Origin of the sequence: Campylobacter concisus (assembly GCF_003048875.2) — a bacterium.
In the GTDB taxonomy this organism is placed as follows: domain Bacteria; phylum Campylobacterota; class Campylobacteria; order Campylobacterales; family Campylobacteraceae; genus Campylobacter_A; species Campylobacter_A concisus_AU.
The window spans coordinates 472,293-493,881 of record NZ_CP049264.1; the positions used below are offsets into that span (position 1 = coordinate 472,293).

21 protein-coding genes are annotated in these 21,589 nt (G+C 38.6%); 9 read left to right on the plus strand and 12 right to left on the minus strand.

What is annotated here, in order from left to right; all coding sequences use genetic code 11:
* Window positions 1-20: 20 nt before the first annotated feature.
* From CVT07_RS02395 to mobB, 5 genes are read right to left on the minus strand one after another with little or no spacing between them, the layout of a single operon-like run.
* Window positions 21-998, minus strand: a complete 978-nt coding sequence (locus CVT07_RS02395; RefSeq protein WP_107936938.1) for a ferrochelatase — start codon at window positions 996-998, stop codon at window positions 21-23.
* Window positions 999-2,933 (minus strand): methionine--tRNA ligase, encoded by a 1,935-nt coding sequence (metG, locus tag CVT07_RS02400; protein WP_107936940.1) that lies wholly within the window; start codon window positions 2,931-2,933, stop codon window positions 999-1,001.
* Between the two features lie 15 nt (window positions 2,934-2,948).
* Window positions 2,949-3,167: a hypothetical protein gene (locus CVT07_RS02405; protein WP_021089706.1), complete on the minus strand. Its 219-nt coding sequence runs from the start codon at window positions 3,165-3,167 to the stop codon at window positions 2,949-2,951.
* A complete protein-coding gene (locus CVT07_RS02410; RefSeq protein WP_012001395.1) occupies window positions 3,167-4,030 on the minus strand; it encodes a class 1 fructose-bisphosphatase in 864 nt (287 codons plus the stop codon). The genes CVT07_RS02405 and CVT07_RS02410 overlap by 1 nt, the downstream gene beginning before the upstream one ends.
* Window positions 4,030-4,509, minus strand: a complete 480-nt coding sequence (gene mobB, locus CVT07_RS02415) for a molybdopterin-guanine dinucleotide biosynthesis protein B (RefSeq protein ID WP_103646102.1) — start codon at window positions 4,507-4,509, stop codon at window positions 4,030-4,032. The genes CVT07_RS02410 and mobB overlap by 1 nt, the downstream gene beginning before the upstream one ends.
* Window positions 4,510-4,630: 121 nt before the next feature.
* On the opposite strand from mobB, the gene CVT07_RS02420 reads away from it, so the two are divergent.
* Window positions 4,631-5,110 carry a hypothetical protein gene (locus CVT07_RS02420; RefSeq protein ID WP_035142983.1) on the plus strand — a complete coding sequence of 160 codons (480 nt, stop codon included), beginning with the start codon at window positions 4,631-4,633 and terminating at the stop codon, window positions 5,108-5,110.
* Here the strand turns inward: CVT07_RS02420 and CVT07_RS02425 are convergent.
* The 3 genes from CVT07_RS02425 to gltX are packed head-to-tail and all read right to left on the minus strand — an operon-like array spanning window position 5,031 to window position 8,234.
* Complete coding sequence (locus tag CVT07_RS02425) at window positions 5,031-6,668, minus strand: lytic transglycosylase domain-containing protein (protein WP_107936942.1); 1,638 nt, start codon at window positions 6,666-6,668, stop codon at window positions 5,031-5,033. The two genes, CVT07_RS02420 and CVT07_RS02425, sit on opposite strands and share 80 nt — an antisense overlap.
* Complete coding sequence (locus CVT07_RS02430) at window positions 6,646-6,939, minus strand: YggT family protein (RefSeq protein ID WP_021089641.1); 294 nt, start codon at window positions 6,937-6,939, stop codon at window positions 6,646-6,648. Before CVT07_RS02430 ends, CVT07_RS02425 begins: the two co-directional genes overlap by 23 nt.
* Before the next feature lie 8 nt (window positions 6,940-6,947).
* Window positions 6,948-8,234, minus strand: a complete 1,287-nt coding sequence (gltX, locus tag CVT07_RS02435) for a glutamate--tRNA ligase (RefSeq protein WP_107936944.1) — start codon at window positions 8,232-8,234, stop codon at window positions 6,948-6,950.
* Window positions 8,235-8,379: 145 nt separating this feature from the next.
* Here gltX and mscL point away from each other — a divergent pair, with 145 nt between their 5' ends.
* From mscL to CVT07_RS02465, 6 genes are all read left to right on the plus strand, one after another.
* On the plus strand, window positions 8,380-8,787 hold the full coding sequence (gene mscL, locus CVT07_RS02440; protein WP_107936946.1) for a large-conductance mechanosensitive channel protein MscL: 408 nt from the start codon (window positions 8,380-8,382) through the stop codon (window positions 8,785-8,787).
* Window positions 8,788-8,885: 98 nt separating this feature from the next.
* On the plus strand, window positions 8,886-9,524 hold the full coding sequence (locus tag CVT07_RS02445) for a Crp/Fnr family transcriptional regulator (protein ID WP_107936972.1): 639 nt from the start codon (window positions 8,886-8,888) through the stop codon (window positions 9,522-9,524).
* A gap of 120 nt (window positions 9,525-9,644) precedes the next feature.
* The gene (locus CVT07_RS02450) at window positions 9,645-10,217 is read left to right on the plus strand and encodes a cytochrome c3 family protein (RefSeq protein ID WP_084040850.1); all 573 of its coding nucleotides are present in this window, start codon (window positions 9,645-9,647) and stop codon (window positions 10,215-10,217) included.
* A gap of 9 nt (window positions 10,218-10,226) precedes the next feature.
* Window positions 10,227-11,594, plus strand: coding sequence for a multiheme c-type cytochrome (locus tag CVT07_RS02455; protein WP_021087681.1), 1,368 nt, complete (start codon window positions 10,227-10,229; stop codon window positions 11,592-11,594).
* A gap of 589 nt (window positions 11,595-12,183) precedes the next feature.
* Window positions 12,184-12,927 carry a metallophosphoesterase gene (locus CVT07_RS02460; protein ID WP_230855730.1) on the plus strand — a complete coding sequence of 248 codons (744 nt, stop codon included), beginning with the start codon at window positions 12,184-12,186 and terminating at the stop codon, window positions 12,925-12,927.
* Window position 12,928: 1 nt separating this feature from the next.
* On the plus strand, window positions 12,929-13,726 hold the full coding sequence (locus CVT07_RS02465) for a phosphatidylserine decarboxylase (protein WP_107936950.1): 798 nt from the start codon (window positions 12,929-12,931) through the stop codon (window positions 13,724-13,726).
* 299 nt (window positions 13,727-14,025) lie between these two features.
* Here CVT07_RS02465 and CVT07_RS02470 read toward each other — a convergent pair whose 3' ends face one another.
* Genes CVT07_RS02470 through CVT07_RS02485 form a run of 4 tightly spaced genes read right to left on the minus strand, consistent with a single transcriptional unit; the run spans window position 14,026 to window position 19,910 of the window.
* Window positions 14,026-16,905, minus strand: coding sequence for a histidine kinase (locus tag CVT07_RS02470; protein ID WP_107936952.1), 2,880 nt, complete (start codon window positions 16,903-16,905; stop codon window positions 14,026-14,028).
* Complete coding sequence (locus tag CVT07_RS02475) at window positions 16,895-17,629, minus strand: hypothetical protein (protein ID WP_103611362.1); 735 nt, start codon at window positions 17,627-17,629, stop codon at window positions 16,895-16,897. Before CVT07_RS02475 ends, CVT07_RS02470 begins: the two co-directional genes overlap by 11 nt.
* Entirely contained in the window at window positions 17,626-19,443 is a 1,818-nt protein-coding gene (gene uvrC, locus CVT07_RS02480) for an excinuclease ABC subunit UvrC (RefSeq protein WP_107936954.1), read from the minus strand. The genes CVT07_RS02475 and uvrC overlap by 4 nt, the downstream gene beginning before the upstream one ends.
* On the minus strand, window positions 19,437-19,910 hold the full coding sequence (locus tag CVT07_RS02485) for a hypothetical protein (RefSeq protein ID WP_230855731.1): 474 nt from the start codon (window positions 19,908-19,910) through the stop codon (window positions 19,437-19,439). The genes uvrC and CVT07_RS02485 overlap by 7 nt, the downstream gene beginning before the upstream one ends.
* A gap of 9 nt (window positions 19,911-19,919) precedes the next feature.
* Here CVT07_RS02485 and CVT07_RS02490 point away from each other — a divergent pair, with 9 nt between their 5' ends.
* Window positions 19,920-20,087 carry an LptM family lipoprotein gene (locus CVT07_RS02490; protein WP_012001408.1) on the plus strand — a complete coding sequence of 56 codons (168 nt, stop codon included), beginning with the start codon at window positions 19,920-19,922 and terminating at the stop codon, window positions 20,085-20,087.
* A gap of 113 nt (window positions 20,088-20,200) precedes the next feature.
* Window positions 20,201-21,589: a sodium:proton antiporter NhaD gene (gene nhaD / locus CVT07_RS02495; protein ID WP_107936958.1), complete on the plus strand. Its 1,389-nt coding sequence runs from the start codon at window positions 20,201-20,203 to the stop codon at window positions 21,587-21,589.

Consider the following 21,589-nt stretch of genomic DNA (forward strand, 5'->3'; position numbering starts at 1 on the left):
CTTAGGCTCTGGCTCTAAATTTAAAAGAGTCCGCCTTGCTCTTTGCTTTGACTTAAGCTATCAAGCAGATCTTCTTTTTTGCAAAGTACAAGGGCGTAGACGAAATTTTGTAGCTTCTTTATCTCGTCTAAATTTTCATAAAAAATGGCGTTTTCAACCTTTAGTGTGTTATCTTTTGGCAGGCAAAATTTAAGCTCGCTCTCGCTGAAATTTCGCCTTAGAAATATGCTTTCAGTCAAAAAAAGCTCCTCGTCTTCTTCAGCTATCACCGCTCTAAAACTGCTACCAAAACCAACTGGCTTAAAGTCTTTGTCGATAAAGACTGGGTCAAAGTGCGATGAAATCCTGCTCTCTGTCACTTTAAAGCCGATATTGTTTTTCTTAAGATAGCCAAGAAGTCCGCAAAACATCCCAGCAAAAACTCTAGGGATGGATAAATTTTGATAGTATTTGTCGTCGTAAATGAGCGTTGTAAAGAAGATCGAGCTTGGATTTAGCACGTTTATGTTTGTGTCAGTCCAGGCTGTCTCGTAAAGTAGCGAGAGCCTTTGAAGTATCCTCGTATCGTCGCTAAAAAATGTGTCAAACAAATTTGCATGAAAAATTTTGTAAAAAAGCTCGGTTAAATTTTCAGGTATGACGTGGGCGTTTTTTTCAAGGTGCGACTTCTCTAAAAGCGCTTTTATGAAGGGATTGACCGCGCAAAATTTGATATTTTTGTGGATCGCCTCAAAGCGCATGAGCTTGATGATAGCCGTTTGCAGGCTTGCTACCTTGATAAAGGCTATCTCATCGTCGCTTGGCGCGATATCCTCTTCGCTAATGATAGCATAGGCGCCTTGCTTTATCGCAGGTGCGATCTGATCGCTTTGCGTGGCGATGAGAGCGTAGCCTCGTTTTATGTTTTTAGCCTCAAACGCGAAGCTAGTCACGCTTGAGATGCTTGGGTTGTTTAAAATTTGCCCATTTATTATGTGGGTTAAATTTTCTATCGTCATTTAGCCAACGATCGCGCCGTTTTTGACCTTGGCCTGCGTGCCAAGAAGCGTTAGTGAGCCGTCTGATGCGCTTAGGATCATGCCTTGTGAGACATATTTTTTCATCATCGTTCGCTCTTTTAAATTTGCTAAAACGCAAACTTGCTTGCCCACAAGCGAGCTAGGCTCGTAGTATTTGGCGATGCCTGATAAAATTTGACGTGGCTGCTCCTCGCCAAGATCTATCTTAAATTTAAGCAGCTTCTCACTGCCCTCAACTCTCTCACACTCGAGCACTTCGCCTACTTTTATCACAATTTTGGCAAAGTCATCGATGCTAATGATATCCTCTTCTTTTTTCTCATCTTTTAGCTCAGCTTTTGCCTCTACTTTTGGCCCTTCTTTTAGGTCTCTTGCCTCGCCCATTAGCTCTTTTTCTATCCTTGGGAAGAGTGGCTCAGTAGCTTTTGCAGTAAAATTTGAAATTTCATTTTTTAATACAAGAGTTTCATAAGAAGCCGTATCTATGCTAAAGCCAAGCGTATCAGCTATCTTAGCGCAAGTTTTTGGCATAGCTGGGCTAAGCAGTATCGCCACTTTTGCAAGTAAATTTGCACAAAGTGCCACAAGTGCGTTTGCCTCATCACTTTTGCCAGCTTTTACAAGCGACCATGGCTCATACTTCGCAACGGCTGCGTTTGCAAGCGTTACGACCTTCCAAAGATCCTCTAAATAGCGGTTTGTCGCTAAATTTTCTAAATTTTTAATAGCCTCATCAAGATAGCCCTTCGCCTCATCAAGCTCGGCTTTGTGAAATTTGATCACATCTTTTGAGTCGATCTTGTAGTCGCTATACTTTGCGCTCATGCCCACAATTCGGCTTAGCAAGTTGCCAAGTCCGTTGCCAAGCTCTGAGTTTATGCGCTCGATCAAGGCCTTTTGGCTGTAGTCGCCATCTTGTCCAAACGGCACCTCTCTAAGCAAAAAGTATCTGAAATTTTCAAGCCCATAAGCGTTTGCGACCTCTCTTGGGTTTATGACGTTGCCCTTGCTTTTGCTCATCTTTTCACCATCTATCGTCCACCAGCCGTGCGCTGCGACGTGTTTTGGTAGTGGCAAGCCAAGGCTCATTAAAAATGCCGGCCAATAAACCGCGTGAAAACGCAAAATGTCTTTGCCAACAATGTGTGTCGTGTGTGGCCAAAAGTCCATTCTAGCGTTTTCTCTTGAGTATCCTAGTGTTGTTAAGTAGTTTATGAGCGCGTCAAGCCAGACATACATAACGTGCTTGTCGTCGTTTGCACTCTTTGGTAGCTTTATACCCCAGTCAAAGCTCGTTCTTGTCACAGAGAGGTCTTTTAGTCCGCCCTTTACAAAGCTTACGACTTCGTTTTTCTTACCCTTTGGGATGACGCAAAGCTCGTCGTTTTCGTACCATTTTAAAAGCGCGTCTTCGTATTTTGAAAGCTTGAAAAAGTAGCTCTCTTCTTTAACTAAAGATGTCACGCGGCCGCAGTCTGGACAGCGGTTGTCCTCAAGTAGGTCTCTTTGATTAAAAAATGTCTCGCAGCTAACGCAATAAAAGCCCTCGTACTCGCCCTTGTAGATATCGCCGTTTGCTTGCATCTTTTCAAAGACATTTTGCACGGTTTGCTTGTGCTCTTCGTCGGTCGTCCTTATAAAATGGTCGTAGCTTATCTCAAATTCATCCCAAAGCGATCTAAATTTCGCACTGATCTCATCAGCGTACTCTTTTGGCGTTTTGCCTCTAGCGCGAGCTGCTTGCTCGATCTTTTGACCATGCTCGTCTGTGCCAGTCATGAAGTAGGTCTCTTTGCCTTGCAAGCGGTTAAATCTAGCTAGCGTATCAGCGATGATAGTCGTGTAGGCGTGACCGATGTGTGGTACGTCATTTACGTAATAAATCGGAGTGGTTATATAAGCTTTTTCTTTCATATTTTTCCTTTAAATTTAAAAATCAAATCCGCCGTCACTGCCGGTGTTGCCTTTTGACATCGAGTTGTAGCAGCTATTTACATACTCTATTCTCGTCTCGCAGTCAAAAAATGCCTCGCAGTTAAAACAGCTTTTGCGACCTTTTTGCTCTTGGCACTCTTGCATAACTTTTGCCTTTTGCTTTAGGGCTAGCTCAAATGCGTCAAGTGGCTCGTTTGCTTGTGCTTCTTGCATTATTTTTGCTCGTAAAATTTATGCAAAAGTGAAATTTCATCACGCGAGCCAAAAAAGCATGGCGTAGTTTGGTGAATTTTTTCTATTTTTATATCAAAAAGTGTTTGGTTTTTGCCATCTGTCGTTGCGCCCTTTGCGTTTTCATATATAAAGGCAAATGGCAACACTTCAAAGACAACCCTTAGCTTGCCATTTGGATGATCGCTCGTTGCTGGGTAGCTAAAAAGACCGCCGCCTTTTAGTAAAATTTGATGCAAGTCACTCACCATCGCGCCTGAGTATCTTAGCCTGTAGCCCTCGTTAAATAGCTCGTTTATGAAGTTTCTATGCGTTTGGCTCCAACCTTTTTGCGTAGCTCCTGTGGCGTTTAGCTTGCCTTTTTCTTTTAGCTCAAGCTCTTTTACAAATTTAAACTCGCCATCTTTGCCAAGCCTATAAAATTTAGGCAAAGCGCCCTTTTTCTCGGCAATTACTAGCTCAAGTCTTGGACCATAGATGCTGTAAGCTGCGGCTATTAAATTTTCTGGTTTTACCTCGTCTTCGTAGATACCAAAGATCGAGCCAACGGCGAAATTTACATCAACTAGGCTTGAGCCATCGAGTGGATCGTAAGCGATGATAAATTTAGCGTTTTTATTTATCTCAAGCTCGTCCTCTTTCTCTTCGCTAATTAGCGCTTTTACGCATGAAAGCTGCTTAAATTTAGCTGTGATGATCTCGTCGCTTTTAACATCAAGCTTTAGCTGGGTGTCGCCAGTTGCATTTTCGTGAGTTGTGTAGCCAAGATCGGCGTATTTTATCACTTCGCTTATCTCTTTTGCGATATCTTTAATGGTGTTAAAAATTTGGTTTAGTTCTTGCATTATACAGCCTTTGCATTTTTGATTATCCACGCACAAATGGCGTCTATATCGTCTAAATTTAGATTTGTGATCTCGTAAGGGATTTGCTTTTTATAAGTGGCGATCGCGTCTGAAAAGCTAAGATAAGCTTCATCGATCTCGCCTCGAAAGACGCTTAGTCTTGGCAGTGGCAGCGTCTTTAGCCCCTCGACTAAGAGAATATCAAACTCGCCGATCATCCTTATGACCTCGTCTATGCCTTGCGAGCTTTGCGAAAAGTAAGTCGTTCTAGTCGGACTCATCACGACTACGTCAGCTCCTGCCTGAGAAAATTTAAAGCTATCCTTGCCTTCAACGTCAAATTTGGCCTTGTCGCCTGGGTCGTGCTTGACCACAACGACCTTTAGCCCATCATCTATAAATTTTTTTGCGACTTTTAAGATAAGCGTCGTTTTTCCGCTATTTGAAGGGCCAGAAAAAGCAATGGCAAGTCTTTTCATAAGAGCCTTTTTCGTTAAAATTTCTTGCGATTATAGCTCATATTGGCTTTAAAATTTATGAGTGAAATTTAAAAAATAAAATGCTAAAATGCGAGAAAATTTAATATTTTAAGAGTTTTTTATGAGAAAATTTACACTATTTTTTATATTTATTTTGATGATATTTGGTTGCGCTGATCAAAAAGTGATCGTGCATGAGCCACTAAAAAATGAGCTTTTGGCCTACACAAGTAAGAGCGAGATCATCGATGGCACTGATAGAACGCTCATAATTGCAACCTATCTAAATCCTATATATAACTCAAATTTAGACGAGAGCAAAGAGCACTTTTTAGTAGCCATAAACCCAAAAGAGCATGCGCAAAATTTGAGCAACATAAAGGTAAATGGCGACTCAAATGCCACAAGCGCAAGGCTGCTTGATGAAAACGACGAGATGCTTAAATTTGCTGGATTTTCTATGCCTTGGGCGGTCTATTACGAAGTGACCGCACCAAGTAAGCAAAGTGACGATCTCGCGCTTAGTTTCGAAATTTATCAGTCAAAGCCGGTTTTGTTAAATTTTCGAAAAGTTGCGAAATCTTTATACTGGAACCATTAAGCGCCATATAGATCACGTAGTTTGCAAGCACCTTCTTGCCGTAGTTTCTAGTCTCAGCCACTGGGACTAGCTCGATAGATAAAAATGGCTCAAATTTCCCCTCTTTAAACATATCATCTCTTGTGATGAGTTTTTTGGTAAAGCCGATACCGCCGTTATACGCGTATGCGGTAAAGAGTGGATGATAGAGAAATTTATCAAGGTAGTTTAGGTGGTGATTTGCAAATTTAAAGGCAACATCAGTTTTAAAAAGATCGTCTTGGTCAAAATTTGGAATTTTTAGCTCTTTTTTGCCGATCGCATTTGCAAGAAATGGCATAAACTGCATCATACCAAGGGCGTAAGAGGTAGAAACGACGCTTGGGATAAAGAGGCTCTCTTGTCTTGCTAGTGCGTATATCATCGACTTTCGCTCAGTGCTGATGCCTTCAAGCTCTGGTGAGTTTGGCATCAAAAAGTACTGCTTCTCCCAGCCATGTGCCTTTTGCATGAAGTATGCGTATGCGCCGATACTTTCGTTTGTGTAAAATTTCATAGCAAATTCGCTTGCCTGCGTGGCGTTCATATCCTTTGCAAGGGCAGCGGTTTTGTTCCATAAAAATGGATCGCTCACATCAAAATTTTCGATATTTTGCTTGCTAGGTCTTGGCACGATCACCTCAAGTGGCTCGCCACCGACCAAATCTCTTGCGTAAAGTGAGTAGATATTTGCATCTTTGCTAGCGCTTAGCTCTTTTAAAAAGCTCTCATCGCCGCTTAGCTCATACTGCCAAAATGTCGCATTGTCTCTTTGCCAAGCCCTATCAAAGGTGTTTTTAGCTCTTGTGAAAAAACTAAATGCAACGTCATTTTGACCAAGCAAGATGGCGTTTAGCCCAAGTGTAAATGCGTCGCTTTTTTCAGTGACAGCTGGATCTATGCTAAGTAAATTTCTTCTAAAGCTTTCATATTTTTTATTAAACACGACGTCGTTTAATAAATTTGTAAAGCCCTTTTGCATGTAGAGCTTGTTCATAAAATTTGCTTCAAAATTTACGCTAAAAAGCGCGTTTTTGCTTTGCGGACTTGAGGCGTTAAAAAGCTCTAAAAAGCTCTTTGCATCGTTTGCATTTGCAAAGCTAAGAGCTGGGTTTGGCTCGTTTAAAGTGCGTAAAATTCTAGCTTTTTCTGGATTTGTGCTTGCAAGATTTGCCGCTAAAATTTCACGAGTTTTGCTATCAAGTTTTAGAGAAAAGCTCATCGTTGTTAGTAAATTTTGGCAAGTCAAGCTAGCACTTGTGATATTGCTTGCGTTTATGCCAGGACACTTGCTAGGGGCTGCTTTGGGAGGTAAAATTTTATTGATTGATTTTTGAACTAAGCCACTTTTTCTAAAAACGTCGCGTGAAAGCTCAGCTATCTGCTCCTTTGTGTAGCTGCCTTCGTTTATAAGGCGGTTTATGTAGTAGTCTTTTGCAAGGCTTTTTGGCTCGTTTTTTAGCTCCTCGTAGGTGTAAATTTTAGCTAAAAGAGCAACGCAGGCTAAAGAGAGGATACTAAAGTGACGCAGCAAAAACAAATAAAAGCCTTATTAAAAATTGATCTATGAGTTGAAGTGCTAAAAGCACGATGAGTGGGGCAAAGTCGATGCCGTTAAATTCTGTTTTGATGTAGCGTCTAATGAAGCTATAAACAGGATCAGTCAGCCTATAAAGTAGCTGCACGACTGGCGAGCTAGGATCAGGCTTGACCCAGCTAATGAGAGCCGCTGCTATGACGATCCACGTATAGACCGTGATGATAAGGTGCAAAATGTTTGCGATCGCTGAAAATAGGGTGGAAAGTATCATTTTTGCTCCTAGATTAAAATTTTGCCTAGATCATCTTTGATGAGTGGATAGAGCTCGCTAAGCTCAGGGCCGTGAAGGTCGTTTGTAAGCAGCGCACGTAGCGGCATGAAAAAGTTTTTACCTTTTAAATTTGTAGCACTCATAAGCTCTTTTTTAAACTCATCAAATGTTTCGCACGGTTTTAAATTACGAGCTGCTTTTTTGATGATCTCAAATTCATTTTTGTACTCATCTGGAGCTATTTTTGGTGAATATATAGCCTCTACTTTTGCCTTTATCTCAGGCACTAGTGAGCTCTCTTGAGTATAAAATTTAACTAGCTCAACCTTGCCGCCAAAGATCTCTTTTATGCGCTCTTTTGAAGCAAGCTTGATGTGTTCTCTATTTATCTGCTCAAGTTTTTTCACGTCAAATCTAGCAGGTGAGCGTGAAATTTTGGTTATGTCAAACCACTTTACTGCCTCTTCAATGGTAAAAATTTCAGTTGGAGTTTTATTGCCAAGAAGTATCAGATAGTTTGCGATCGCCTCAGGTAAAAATCCCTGTTCAAAGAGCCATTTGACGCTTGATTCGTTCTCGCGTTTGCTCATTTTTTTACCCTCTATATTTAAAAGGATAGGTAAATGCGCGTAGTTCATCTTGCCGGTGTAGCCAAGCCCCTCACGTATGAGGTCTTGCTTTGGTGTGTTGCTCACGTGATCCTCGCCGCGTATGACAAAGGTCACGCCCTCAAGCATATCATCAACCGCACAGGCGAAGTTATAAGTCGGAGTTTTGTCCGCTCTCATGATGACAAAGCTATCAACAGCGTCTGGCTCAAAGCTTAGCTCACCCTTGATCGCGTCTGTAAAGCTCATCGTGCGTGTTGGTTTTTTCATGCGGATGACAAATGGCTTTTCGCAGTTTAAAACTTCAGCGTCGCTTAGTCTCTCGCAGGTGCCGTCATATCTATATGCCACGCCTTGCTCTTTTGCTTTTTGCTTTTTTGCCTCAAGCTCTTCTTCGGTGCAAAAGCAAGCAAAGGCTTTTTTATCTATGAGAAGCTTTGAAGCAAGCTGTCTGTGGAATTTTAAATTTTCACTTTGGATGTAAATTTGCTCTGGTTTTATGCCAAATTTGCTCAAAATTTCTAAGATATCTTTCTCTTTTCCCTCGATATTTCGCTCTTTGTCGGTATCTTCTATGCGTAAAATAAAGCCACTTTTATCTTGCAAAGAACAAATATAGTTGAAAATAGCAGCACGTAAATTTCCTATGTGCATATCTCCTGTTGGAGAGGGTGCAAAACGATACATAAGCTCATTCCTTACGTTAAATTTGAAGTTGGATTATAACACTCGCTTGATAAATTTAAAGTTATGTAATTTTAAATTTTTAGGCTAAGCAAAGCATATTTTTTATAAAATCCGCACGAAAATTTAACTATTTATAGGAGAAAGAATGAGTTTTATCAGCGAATTTAAAGAATTTGCGATGCGCGGAAATGTCATAGATATGGCGGTTGGTGTTGTTATCGGTGGAGCATTTGGAAAGATTGTCTCATCACTGGTTGGCGATATTATCATGCCAGTTGTTGGCGCTATAACAGGCGGTGTAAATTTCACTGATCTTAAGCTAACACTAAAAGAAGCAGCAGAGGGTGCGCCAGCTGTTACGATAAACTATGGCTCATTTATACAAACAATGGTTGATTTCTTAATCATCGCATTTTGTATCTTTTGCGTCATCAAAGCTTTAAATACACTTAAAAATAAACTACCAAAAGAAGAAGAGACAGCTCCCGCAGAGCCTGAAACTCCAGCTGATATAGCACTTCTAACTGAGATCAGAGATCTTCTTAAAAAATAAATTCTTAAATCAAAGGGAGAAAGCTCCCTTTGAAATCCGTTAAATTTTGTCCTATTTTTTATGCTAAAATGCTTTTTCATCTTAAAAGCGAGTGTAACATGATAGAACAAATCCCATTTTTTCAAGGTCTTAGCGCCGAGGATCTAGCCAAACTTGAAGCAATAAGCGTTGTTAAAAAATACAAAAAAGGCGAGTTTTTATTTATAGAGGGCGAGGAGCCAAAGTGGCTTACGTTTTTGATAACTGGCTCGGTTAAACTTTATAAAACTACGGCAAATGGCAAGGAAATTTTTATCCATCAGCTTGCGCCTATGAATTTTGTAGCTGAAGTTGTAAATTTTGAAAATATACCTTATCCAGCAAGCGCCATTTTTACTATTTCTGGCGAGGTTTTAAAGATAAATTATGAAAAATTTGAATCACAATTTTTAACAAAGCCAGAAATTTGCATGAAATTTCTAAAATCAATGGCTCAAAAGATAAGAATAACTACAAATTTACTCCACCAAGAACTAATACTAAGCTCCGAAGAGAAGGTGGCTAGGTTCATTTTAAATCATGAAGATCTATTTAATGAACTAAAACATACAAAAATTTCATCAATACTCAATATGACTCCAGAAACTTTTTCGAGAATTTTAAATAAATTTAAAACAAATGGTTTAGTCAAACTTGATGAGAAGAACCAAATTTTGGAAAAAAATGTAGGTGGCCTACAAGAAATTTATTCTTATTGAAAGTTAATATCAAATAAATATTTTCATTTACTTAAAGAAAAAATTTATATATTTTTGGATAGTATTCGTCTAAAATTTTCGTAAAAATTTACGATATATTGATAAATTCAGGAGGAAAATTTGGCTGAAGTTAAGAAGAAATTTTTTGTTTGGTCATCTGTGATAATAGGCATCGTAATCGGCCTTATCGCTTCTATGGGCATAGCTGATGCACTTCATGCTACTGGTAGCGGCTACATCTGTACCATTTGTCACACGATGGATCCTATGAATGCTGCATATCATGAAGACGCGCACGGCGGCAATAACAAGCTTGGCATAAAAGCTGAATGTTCAGCCTGTCACCTAAACCATACAAGTGCCTATACCTATGTACTTACAAAACTTAAAGTATCGATAAATGATGGCTATAAGACATTTTTTACAGATACTGACAAGATCGACTGGCGTAAAAAGCGCGAGCATGCATCTCACTTTGTCTATGATAGTGGATGTTTGACTTGTCACTCAAATTTAAAAAATGTTATTCAAGCTGGCAAATCATTCTTGCCACATAGAGATTATTTTGTTCTTGGAAATCCTAATAAAAAATCATGTGTTGACTGCCATGAGCATGTTGGTCACAAGAATTTAGGACTACAAATCGATAAATTTGAAGCAATTAAAAAACAAGAAAACAATAAAACCAAGTAAGGAGGAGAGATGTTTAAAAAGTCGCTAATGTTATTAGCCTGTCTAATGTCTTTTGGCTTTGCCGCAAACATGGATGCAAATAAATCTGACGCTTTAAACCTTAATGTTGTAAAAAACATTAAAGTTGCTCACAAAATGTCAGACTTATCAAAAAGCTGTGTTGAGTGCCACGCTAAAGAGACACCCGGCATAGTTGCCGATTGGAAAAATAGTCGCCACGCTCACGTTGGCGTAAGTTGTATGGATTGCCACTCTGTAAATGCAGATAATCCTATGGCTTCAGTTAAGGTGCATCCAAAAGATTCTAACAACCATGTTTCAATGCTAGTTAGCCCAAAAACTTGTGCTAAGTGCCACGAAAACGAAGTTGATGAACTAGTAAAGAGCGGTCACGCAAGAGCTGCTATGCAAATGTATGCTAATCCTGCAATGGTGAAACTAATGTATCACTATGAGGGAGCAGATCATCCTGACTTTAAAATGGCTCCAGATGCCACTGGTTGTTCTCAGTGCCACGGAACCGTCATCAAACTAGACGCTGATCACAAACCTACAAAAGAGACTTGGCCAAACTATGGTATAGGCAATGTTTATCCAGATGGTGGCGTAGGTAACTGTAAATCATGTCACAGCGCGCACACATTTAGCGTAGCTGAAGCTAGAAAACCAGCTGCTTGTGCATCTTGCCACCTTGGACCTGATCACCCAGATATTGAGATATTCAACAACTCAATGCACGGACATATCTATAACAGTGAAGCTCACAAATGGAACTTTGATGCTGCTCCTGATACATGGGATGTACCAGACTTTAGAGCTCCAACTTGTGCAGCTTGCCACATGAGTGGTGTTGGTGAAACAACAACAACTCACAACGTTTCAAGAAGACTAAAATGGAACCTATGGGGCATCAGCAGTAAGCTAAGAACAGCTGGTGATGAACAAGCTGCTGTTGTTTACGAAAAAACTGGCAAACTAACCATAGGAACGCCACTTGCAGGTCATCCAAATGGACCAGAAGCAGCAAGAGCTGAGATGAAACTAGTTTGTAAAGCTTGCCACTCTACAACTCACACAGATAACTTCTTCATTATGGGTGATAAACAAGTAGAGCTTTATAACGTTTATAGCGCTGAAGCAACTAAGATGCTTGAAGAGTTGAAAGCTAAAAACCTACTACTAGAAGATGCTTGGTCAGATGAATTCCAAGATGTCTATTATCATATGTGGCACCATGAAGGTCGTCGTATGAGACAAGGCGCTCTAATGGGTGGTCCTGACTACTCACACTGGCATGGTGTATTCGAAGTTAAGAACGACATTAGAAAACTTCGCAAAATCTATAAAGAAAGAATTGAGTCTGGCAAAGTCCAGTAATCCTTTTTAAGGTGGGAGTTTTCCCACCTTTTTATTTTTAAATTCCAAAATTTTATCTTTTAGTTATTATCCTAAAGCAAATATCTTTTAATAATTATTTTTGTAAATTTAAATCATAAAATCATACGGCTTAGCACTACAAATTGTTCTAAATAATTAATAAAATTTATAATGTAAATTTAAAAATATAAAATATAATCTTTGTTTTCAAGGAGATATTTTGGGACTTTTTCGGATCATTATTGGGGCATTTATCTTTAGTGTTTTTACAAATTTATATTCATACAAACGTTTTATCAAAAAGGTATCGTTTTTTACACCGCATCTTAAAAAAATTCGTATATTTTTCTATATTATTAGTGTGCTTGAGTTTGTATTTGTTCTTCAACTAAGATTTCCTTTTTTAAATATAGAACTCTATCTGATAGCAGGGACGCTCATTGGTTTTTCTCTATTTTTATTTGGTGTTAGTTTGTTTTATGATGTTGTTAGATCCATTTGTTCAAAAGCTCATTTTAATCCCACAAGACGAAAATTTATTAAATTTTGCTTTGATGTGACATTTGTCATTTTTGTAGTTGCTTGCTTTTTGAAAGGAATTTTTAACGCACTTACTCCGCCAAAGATCAGACAAGTTAGTATAAAAATAAAAAATTTACAAAGTGATCTAAAAATAGCCATGATAACTGATGTGCACATTGGTGAGTTTTTGCAAAAGGATTTTGTGGCTGAGCTTGTGAAAGAGATAAATTTAGCTAGACCAGATCTAGTCGTGATAGTTGGCGACTTGGTCGATATGAGAGCTGAGCTTATAGGGGATTTTTTAGATCCATTAAAAAATCTTAAAAGCACCTATGGCACCTTTTATGTCCCTGGCAATCACGAATACTACCACGGAGTTGATGGGATACTAGAAAAAATTCGCGCTCTTGGCATTAGGATACTTGGCAATAAAAATGAAAAAATAGCTGGCATAAATTTAGCTGGGGTCTATGATCTAGCTGGCATAAGGTTTAAAAATTTAGAGCCAAATTTAGATGAAGCGCTAGCTGGACGCGACCCAAATTCGCCTACCATCCTACTCTCTCATCAGCCAAAATTTATAAAAACTATGCAAAAAGATGTTGATCTAGTCCTTTGCGGTCACACGCACGCTGGACAAATTTTCCCTTTTAGTATCCTAGTTTTGCTGGATCAGGGTTTTTTACATGGGCTTTATAAGATTAATGATAGAATGCAAGCTTATGTTAGTAGCGGTGCAGGATTTTGGGGGCCGCCGGTTAGGATATTTGCTCCAAGTGAGATCGCTATTTTAAATTTAAGCAAGGACTAAAATGAACAAGGACAATCTCTTCTCTCAAATTTTTGGCAAGGTAGCAAAAATAAACTTTTTCAAGCCGCTTCAAGAGCTTATCAACTCCTTTTATGTAAAGCTTTTTAAGATCGATATGAGCGAGTTTAAGTCAGCAAATGAGTATAAAAATTTAAACGAACTTTTCACTAGAGAGCTCTTAAAACCAAGAGAATTTGACGCAGCAGATGAGATATTTATAAGTCCTGTTGATGGTACCTGCCTTAGTTTTGGCACCACGAAAGAGCTAGAAGCTTTTAGCATAAAAAGCATGAGCTACGGTGTGAAGGAGCTTTTGGGGCAGGGCGAGCTTGATGGCGAGTTTGACTTTGCCAACATCTATCTTAGCCCAAAAGACTATCATCACTATCATGCACCTTGCGATATTACGATAAAAAAAGCGGTCTATATCCCAGGCAAGCTTTACAGTGTGGCGGTAAAATGGCTTGGCAAGGTCGATAGCCTTTATACCAAAAACGAGCGTGTGGCGCTACTTTGTGAGATGAAAAATGGCAAAAAACTTTGGCTAGTTTTCGTGGGTGCGCTAAACGTTGGTAAGATGAAATTTTGCTTTGATGAGCGTATCCAGACAAATGCGATGGCAAATTTTACACAAATTTATGAATATGAAAATTTACACATTAAAAAGGGCGAGCGTCTTGGAAATTTCGAGCTTGGCTCAACCATCGTCATACTTAGCGAAAAAGATGCGATCGAGTACAACCTCTTTGAAAACAAAGAGCTAAAATTTGCTGAAGCGATCGGCAGGATAAAAGAGTAAATTTGATCCAAAGCTAGCCTGATGCCAAATTTACAGGCTAGTTAAATTTCTATTTTTACCTATGTCGTTTTGAGAATAAATTTGATCTACTACCAGCTTATGTCAATTCAAAATCCTGCAAATCCTTTTAGCAAAATGTTAGCTGGAAACTCATTTGATTAAAATCGTTTTGCTAAAACGCAAGTCACTTTAAATCAAAGCGGCAAATTTCCCAGTAAAAATTTAAATTTTACCTCACATAAATTTACTAAAGATACAAGCCTATAAATTTAGTTCAAATTTATAGGCTAGCCAAAAACTCAAATCTTAAATTTTATAAACTTAAAGTTGTTCTTTAGTTCATTTTGAGTCGAATTTATCTCGCCAAGCTCTGATTTTACGAAGTTTGTAAGCTCTATCTTGCTCACGCTTGGAGATAGGATTTTTATATACTCTTTTTGGTTTTTAAGCTCTAAGTTGTTGCTAAAAAGAAGCACTCTAGCATCCAGCTTTAGCCCAGCTCTAAGCTCAGATATCGTAACTAAAAGCTCTTTTATATCAAAGCCCTCTGCCGTTTCATCCACAAGCGCTAGCGAGCAAGGTTTCGTCTTTATCTTTATCAAAAGCTCGCTAAAGCTATTTGCCACCTCAAGCGTGTTTTGAAACTCGCCAAGAGCGCCAGCAAATATCTTATTTTCAAGCTTCGTGCTCTTGTAAATCACTATATTTTCGTTTTTACTAAAGTATCTATTTTCTTTGCTTGGCTTATAGTTTTTTATAAATTTAGGCAAAATTTGATTTAGCTCATCTTTGCTAAAAGGCTTTCTGATCTTCTCATCAAACGCCGGCAGCAGCTCTCTTTCAGGGATATTTGAGGTATTTGAGACCACAGCGACTAAATTTATCTTCTCTTCTTGAAGCGATCTTATCTCTTTTACGAAATTTGCCACGCCATTTTCAAAAAATGAAGCATCGATAAAGACTGCGTTAAATCTATTTAAAAGTAGTGCTTGTTTAAGCTCTTTGTGGCTGCTAACGCCTATGACTTCGCAGTCTAAGAAGCTAAAAGCGCGCGAAAACATCTCAAGACTAAGTGGATTTTTATCGCATAGTAAAAAGAGCACTTTCTCTTCAGTCAAGCTCTCGCCCCTATTTTTCTCCATATAGACAAGCCGCGCAACGCTAAGTGGCGTGAGCGGATCTTTTAGCAAGACCACATTTTTTATATTTATATTTTTACTAGCACTCTGCCTTGCAAAGACGATATCGTAGTTTTTAGCTTGTGCTTGGTTGTTTGAGATGATATTTTGAAACCTAAGCCCCATATCTTCTAAAGTAGCTGCAAAAAATTCATTATATTTTGCATTTATATCAGGCAGATACGCGATCCTTAGCTCGTGATTTAGGCTGAAATTTTGTAGTTTTTGCACCTTTTTTAGACTAAGGATAAATTTAAACTCATTACCAGCTCCGCCAAGCGTGCTTATGTCAAGGCTTGAGTTAAAAAGCTTTAGATAAAAGCTAGCAAGTCTTAGATAAAACTCGCTCTCTTCGTCGTTTATCTCATTTTCATCTTCTGCGTTTAAAGCTTTTATCTGCTCTTCATTTATGAAAATTTGATTTGTCCTTATCTTTGTTTCGATTAGCAAAAGACCACTTTGACTAAGGGCGTCGCTGACATTTTTTATCTCTACTATCAAGTTAGCAAATTTATCACATTTTGTCACGACAGCTTGCATGATAGAGCCAAAGACGGCGCTTATCTTCTCGCTATCGCCCTCTAGCTCGTCGCTAATGTTTGCATCAAGATAGGTTAAGAAATTTAGCTTTTTCTCTTGCGTGAAAGGTATCTGCGCTTCAAGGATGTTTGAAAATAAAATTTGTGGGTTAAATGGCTTTAAATTTAGTCCAACCTCACCATTTCTGCTATCAAGCAAGCCTTTTATATTGCTGTAATTTATCGCTATTATTTGGCTATTTTTTTCTAAATTTTCAAAAAGAAGCTCATTTTTTACCACATTTTCATCTTTTTTTAGGGTAGCGACCGAGCTAAATATCTGCTCTTTTGCTTGATAAAATTTCTTACTTAGCCTAACAAGCAGTCTATCTTTTATCGCAGCAAAGCTTCTTTCTTGCTCATACTTTTGAAGTAGCTCTTTATATAGGGTTATGAAGCTTTCTATTAAATTTTGTGGATTTCTATCACCTCTTTTTAAAATCTCATCTCTTACAAGCTTCATTTTTTGGTTTAAATTTTCTAGAGCTTTTAGCCAGATGTATGTTTTATAGCCAGCGTAAAAGAGCCAAAGCGATAGAAAAAACATCAAAAATGTTAGAGAAAGCACCTTTACTCTAAAGTTATCATTTAGTCTCTTTAGCTCGTCACTTAAGACATTTGCTATCTTGCTGAAAAGCTTAGCTCTATTGCTTTCAAAGGTATATATCTGCAAAATTTCATCACGTGTTAGCTCATTTTTTAGCTTTAGCTTAAGGCGGATCTCGTCATAGCCCTGAGAGGTCTCTATATTATCAAGCCTATCTATATCTCTTATTATGTTGTCTTTTATGTCGCCATTTGGGAGTAAATTTGCATTTATATCGTTGTATTTAAGGCTATCTAGAGATTGTTTTAGCGAACTTTCGGTAATTTTTTCTTTACCCATAAGCACAGCCAAGATATGCTCTTTTGTGGTATTTACGTTTTGAAGCAGCTCATAGGTTCTAAGTAAAGAGAGTATATGACGCTTGATATCAATGTCTAAAGCAACATCTCTAAATAAAATTTGCCCACTTTCAACAGCAGAATTTGCTAACTCAACAAAGCTAAGAAACGAGAGATTAGAGCTCTCCCAACTTGCATTTGCGTTTTTTAAAACTTCATTTAGCCTATCTCTTATCCTTTTATCATCTGGTGTGTTAGAAAGAGTGTTTGATAAACTTTTTACAAACAAATTCTTAGCAGCATTTGCCTCTCTTAAAGCCGCTTCATCTTGAGGTGACCTAGTTTGACTATATCTTTCGTAAGCAATTCTTTCTGAAACGATCGCATCTAAGGTTTTTCTTATCAAACTTTCTCTTTTTACCTCGCTATTTATGCCATAAGAGATCCTAAATTTATCAAAGTAGAGCGCGCCACTATAAAAGCAAGCGAAAGCTGCCAAAAATATCGGCAAAAGAACTAAAAATTTACTAACCCTCATTGCCAAGCCTTTTTGAAAATTTATTGCAAAGTGTGCTTATTTCGCTTAGTCTTTCATTTATCTGAGCGATTTTTTTAATCTTGTTTGGTCTGGTAAGTAGCGCATCGAAATTTGCCACAAGCGGAGTGATCTTTAAATTTAGCGCTGGCTCTTTTAATATCCTTATGCTCTCTTCTAAAAATTTAGTATCTCGCGCTTGCACCGCACTTTGGATAAAGATCATCTTGTCTTTGGCTTTGCTTAAAAATATACCAAGATAGGTCGCAAACTCGCTTTTGCTTAAATTTAAAAAGCTAGCTGTCTCGCTAAACCAGCTCTCGTTTAAGATCTCTTCTTCTTTATCCAAAAGCTCTTTTTCATCGACCTTTAAATTTGGCAAGCGAAGCTTTGTCTTTGCTTTCATCGCAGCTTGCTGGTTTTGGCTGTAAATTTCTGTTTGATCGAGGATTAAAAGCTCAAAATACTCTTCATTTTTTACTGAGCTGATCTTTGAAAATTTAAGCGTAGCATTTAAAATTTTGCCGTTTTTGGTCTTTAAATTTACTCTTAAATTTGGTCTTTTAGCTAGATAATCTATAAAAACTCCAGACTCTTTGTAGTCTAAAACTAGCTCGTCAATGTCTTTATGCTCGCTTAAAAACTCCCTTATATCTTTAAATTCAAGCAGGCCAAGAGAGATATCTCCCATCGCTAAAATTTGACCGTTTTTGTCGTATATTATCACTTCAAATTTCCTTCTTTGAGCGTTAAAAGCTTTGCTGCTACGCTTTTGTTTGTTATTTTTGCCACTTCGTCTAAATTTGCTTCGCTGATTTTATCAAAACTTCCGTAAAAGCTGATTAATTTCGCGATACTGCCCTCAGAAACGCCAGCTTGTCTTAGCACTGATCTTTGCATATCGTTTTTCTGCCTTGTTTTTCTGTGAAAACTGATGACAAATCTATGGCTCTCATCGCGCATTTTTTGAAAAAACTGCAGCTTTTTATCGCTCGTGCTTAGGCTAAAGCTGCCATTTTTTGTATAAATTTTATCTTTCGCCTCGCCTTTTGCGCGGTGAGCTTTGGCGTCTATTTTTTCTTTTGAGATAGCGATCACATCGACGTTTGCCCCACTGCTTGCTAAAATTTCGCAGGCTAAGCTTAAAAGCGCCTCGCCACCATCAATAACCCAAAGATCAGGCGGACTAAGCTTATCAAACCTAAGTGCTCTGGCAGTTAGGCTCTCTCTCATCTGATCATAGTCGTTTTTAGAGCCAAGGTGCATGTGGCGGTAGTTTTGCTTTGCCCACTCGCCATGCTCATAGCGCACCATCGCCCCCACACTTGCCTCGCCAAAAAGGTGCGAGTTGTCGTAAGCCTCGACCACGTAAGGCGTGTGAGCTAGATTAAAATACTCTTTTATCTCGTTTAGTAGCTCGTTATCATGCGTTTTTAGGTATTTTTCGATGCTAACCTCAGCGTTTTTGGTGGCGATCTCGCAAATTTTACGCTTATCGCCTATTTTTGGGCAAGTGATGCTAAATTTACGCCCAAATCTCTCGTTTAAAATTTCCTCCACTAGCTCGCTATCTTCAAAGTCCTCATGGACGTAAATTTTAGTGCTAATTATTGGCTGACCAGCGATGAAGCTTTTTAAAATAGCCTGCTTATAAGCTTCGTTTATCTCGTCTTTTTGAGCGTTTTTGGCCTGCGTGATATCGGTTTTTACGCCCGTTATCTTGCCACTTTGCACGCTAAATCTCACCGCGCAGATCATATCGTGCACGCAAGCGACCGAGTAGGCCTCAAAGTCTTCAAGCTTAGCAAGATCAACCTCGACCTTTGTTTGCATATTTTTAAGCGTTTGCATCTTATCTCTAGTCGCGGCTGCTTGCTCGTAGTCTTCAGCCTTGGCATAGTTTAGCATGAGCTCTTCAAGGCGAGCGATTAATAAATTTGGATTTTGCAAAGCGGCTGTGGCATCAGCAACTATTTTGGCATAGCTCTCTTTTGAAATTTTACCTTCACACGGGGCGTAGCAGCGTTTTAGCTGGTGAAAAAGGCAGGCTTTTTTGCCTTTTACGCAGGATTTTTTCTGAACGAGATTAAAATTTAGATAAAGCGCCTCAAGTAGTTCGCCAGCTCCACTAAAATATGGCCCAAAATAGCGTATATTTGAGCCTTTTACCACCTTTCTAGTGATCTCAAATCTCGGAAATTCATCGTTTAAATTTATAAAGATATAAGGGTAGGTCTTGTCGTCACGAAGCAAGATGTTGTATTTTGGCTTAAGCTGCTTGATGAATGAATTTTCAAGTATGAGGGCGTCCGCCTCGCTTGGTGTGACGATGTATTCAAGATGCGCTGCCTCGCTTATCATCTTTGAAATTCTTGGGCTTAGCTTTTCAGCTGGAGCTAAGCTTGGGGTAAATTTAAAGTAGCTTTTGACCCTGTTTTTTAAAATTTTGGCCTTGCCGACATATAAAAGTCTGTTTTGAGCGTCAAAATACTGATATACGCCAGGCTCGTTTGGAAGCGTTCTTATCTCGTCTATTAGCATCTTGCCTGCTCATTTTTCTTTAGCAAAATTTCTCTTAGCTCTTCAAATTTCTTATAAATTTGCTCATTTGTGGCTAAATTTTTAAACTCGCCCTTGCTTACTGGCGTGATGAAATTTGACCTTTGCGTAGGTTGTGGCGTGAAAAATTTTAGATATTTACTCACGATAAATCTTATATTTTCTTCTTTTTTATTTTTTATATAGTTGATCTCATTAAGAGGTTTTGGCTCGATGACGCTTGCAAAAATGCTATTTTTATTAAATTTACAAAAGGTTTTTAATAACCCTTTTATATCATTTATACTACTATCACGTCTAAGCTCCAAAAGCCCTGAGGGATGAGTGAGAACGAAGGTTAAAATGCCTTCTCTAACGTAGCAAAAAGCTATATAAAATCGCTTTGCTTTACCCATGAGGCGAAGAAGCTCTTGGCACTCGTCTGCCATGCTTAATTTTTCTTTATACAAAGGATTTTCGTGGATAGCATCTATCATAAATTTGGCGTCTTTCATAAGGCAATCTTATCATCTTTTATTTTAATTTTCGCTCTTTTTGCACTTAGTGGTTGCGGCTACAAGGACGATCCATTTTATGGCGATGCACCTGTAAAAGAGAAAAAAACTGACAAGATCAATAAAATTTGATCTTAAATTTGGCGTAAGATAAAAATGTAATGCAAGCTTAATAAATTTAACTAACCTAAATTTTAGGCTCATTTAAGTAAAATACGCAAATTTTTATCTTACAAGGAGAGTATATGAGGTTATTTGGACTTCTAGGCTTGTTTTTTGCTATAGCCTTTGGTGCTGACGGAGAAGCTGCGGCTATTGACTTAACTACTACATGGGCGGGAATTTTATCGCTTATCATTTTTGTTGTTGGATATTTTTTCATAGCAGCAGAAGAGAATTTTCACATCGACAAGGCAAAACCTGCCATTTTTATCGGCACTTTTATGTTTTTGCTAATCGGCGTTTATATGCTTATAAATGGCATGGATGTGCATTCACTAGAGCACGAGGTAAATCACCTGATTTTAGAGATAGCTCAGATCGTATTTTTCTTAATGGTAGCGATGACATTTATCGAAGCACTTGTTGAAAGAGATGTATTTAACGCACTTAAATACAACCTAGTTTCAAAAGGCTACACTTACAGAAAGCTATTTTGGCTAACTGGAATTTTGGCGTTTTTCATTAGCCCAGTGGCTGATAACCTAACAACAGCGCTTATCCTATCAACCGTTCTTTTAACGATAGATAGAAATAATACAAATTTCCTAGTCGCAGGTGCGATAAACATCGTCGTAGCAGCAAACGCAGGCGGAGCGTGGAGTCCATTTGGCGATATCACTACACTTATGGTTTGGGCAGCTGGCAAGTCACCATTTTTAGACTTTTTCGCACTTTTCCCAGCTTCATTTATCGGCTGGTTTGTGACAGCGTTTTTACTTTCACGCATCGTGCCAAATACTGCGCCTCATTTTGACGTCGCAAATGAGCCAAAAGTGGTTATGAAAAAGGGCGGTAAAGCGGTTATCTTCATAGGTGCATTTACTATCTTTTGTGCAGTTATGATGCACCAGTTGTTTCACTTGCCAGCTATGTGGGGCATGATGTTTGGTTTCTCACTGCTTAGCCTTTATACATATTATTTCAAAAAAGCTCACAAAGACGAAGAGCCTATGAACGTCTTTCACTATATGTCAAAGATCGAGAACAACACGCTATTTTTCTTCTTTGGAATTTTAGCTGCAGTTGGCGCTCTTCACTTTGCTGGATTTTTAAATTACGCTGTGTCACTTTATGATAAATTTGGCTCAACACCTGTAAATATCGGAGTTGGCTTCCTCTCAGCAATCGTTGATAACGTCCCTGTTATGTCAGCCGTTCTAAAAGCAAATCCAGCTATGGGAGCTGATGCGGGCGAGGCTATGAGTCAGTGGCTACTTGTGACACTTACAGCTGGTATCGGCGGTTCTATGATAAGCTTTGGCTCAGCAGCTGGCGTTGGAGTAATGGGTAAATTAAAAGGAATTTATACCTTTGGTGCGCATATGAAATATGCATGGATGGTAGTTTTAGGATACATCGTATCACTCATTGTTTGGTATGTGCAGTTTGAAATTTTTCACATCTACTTTTAA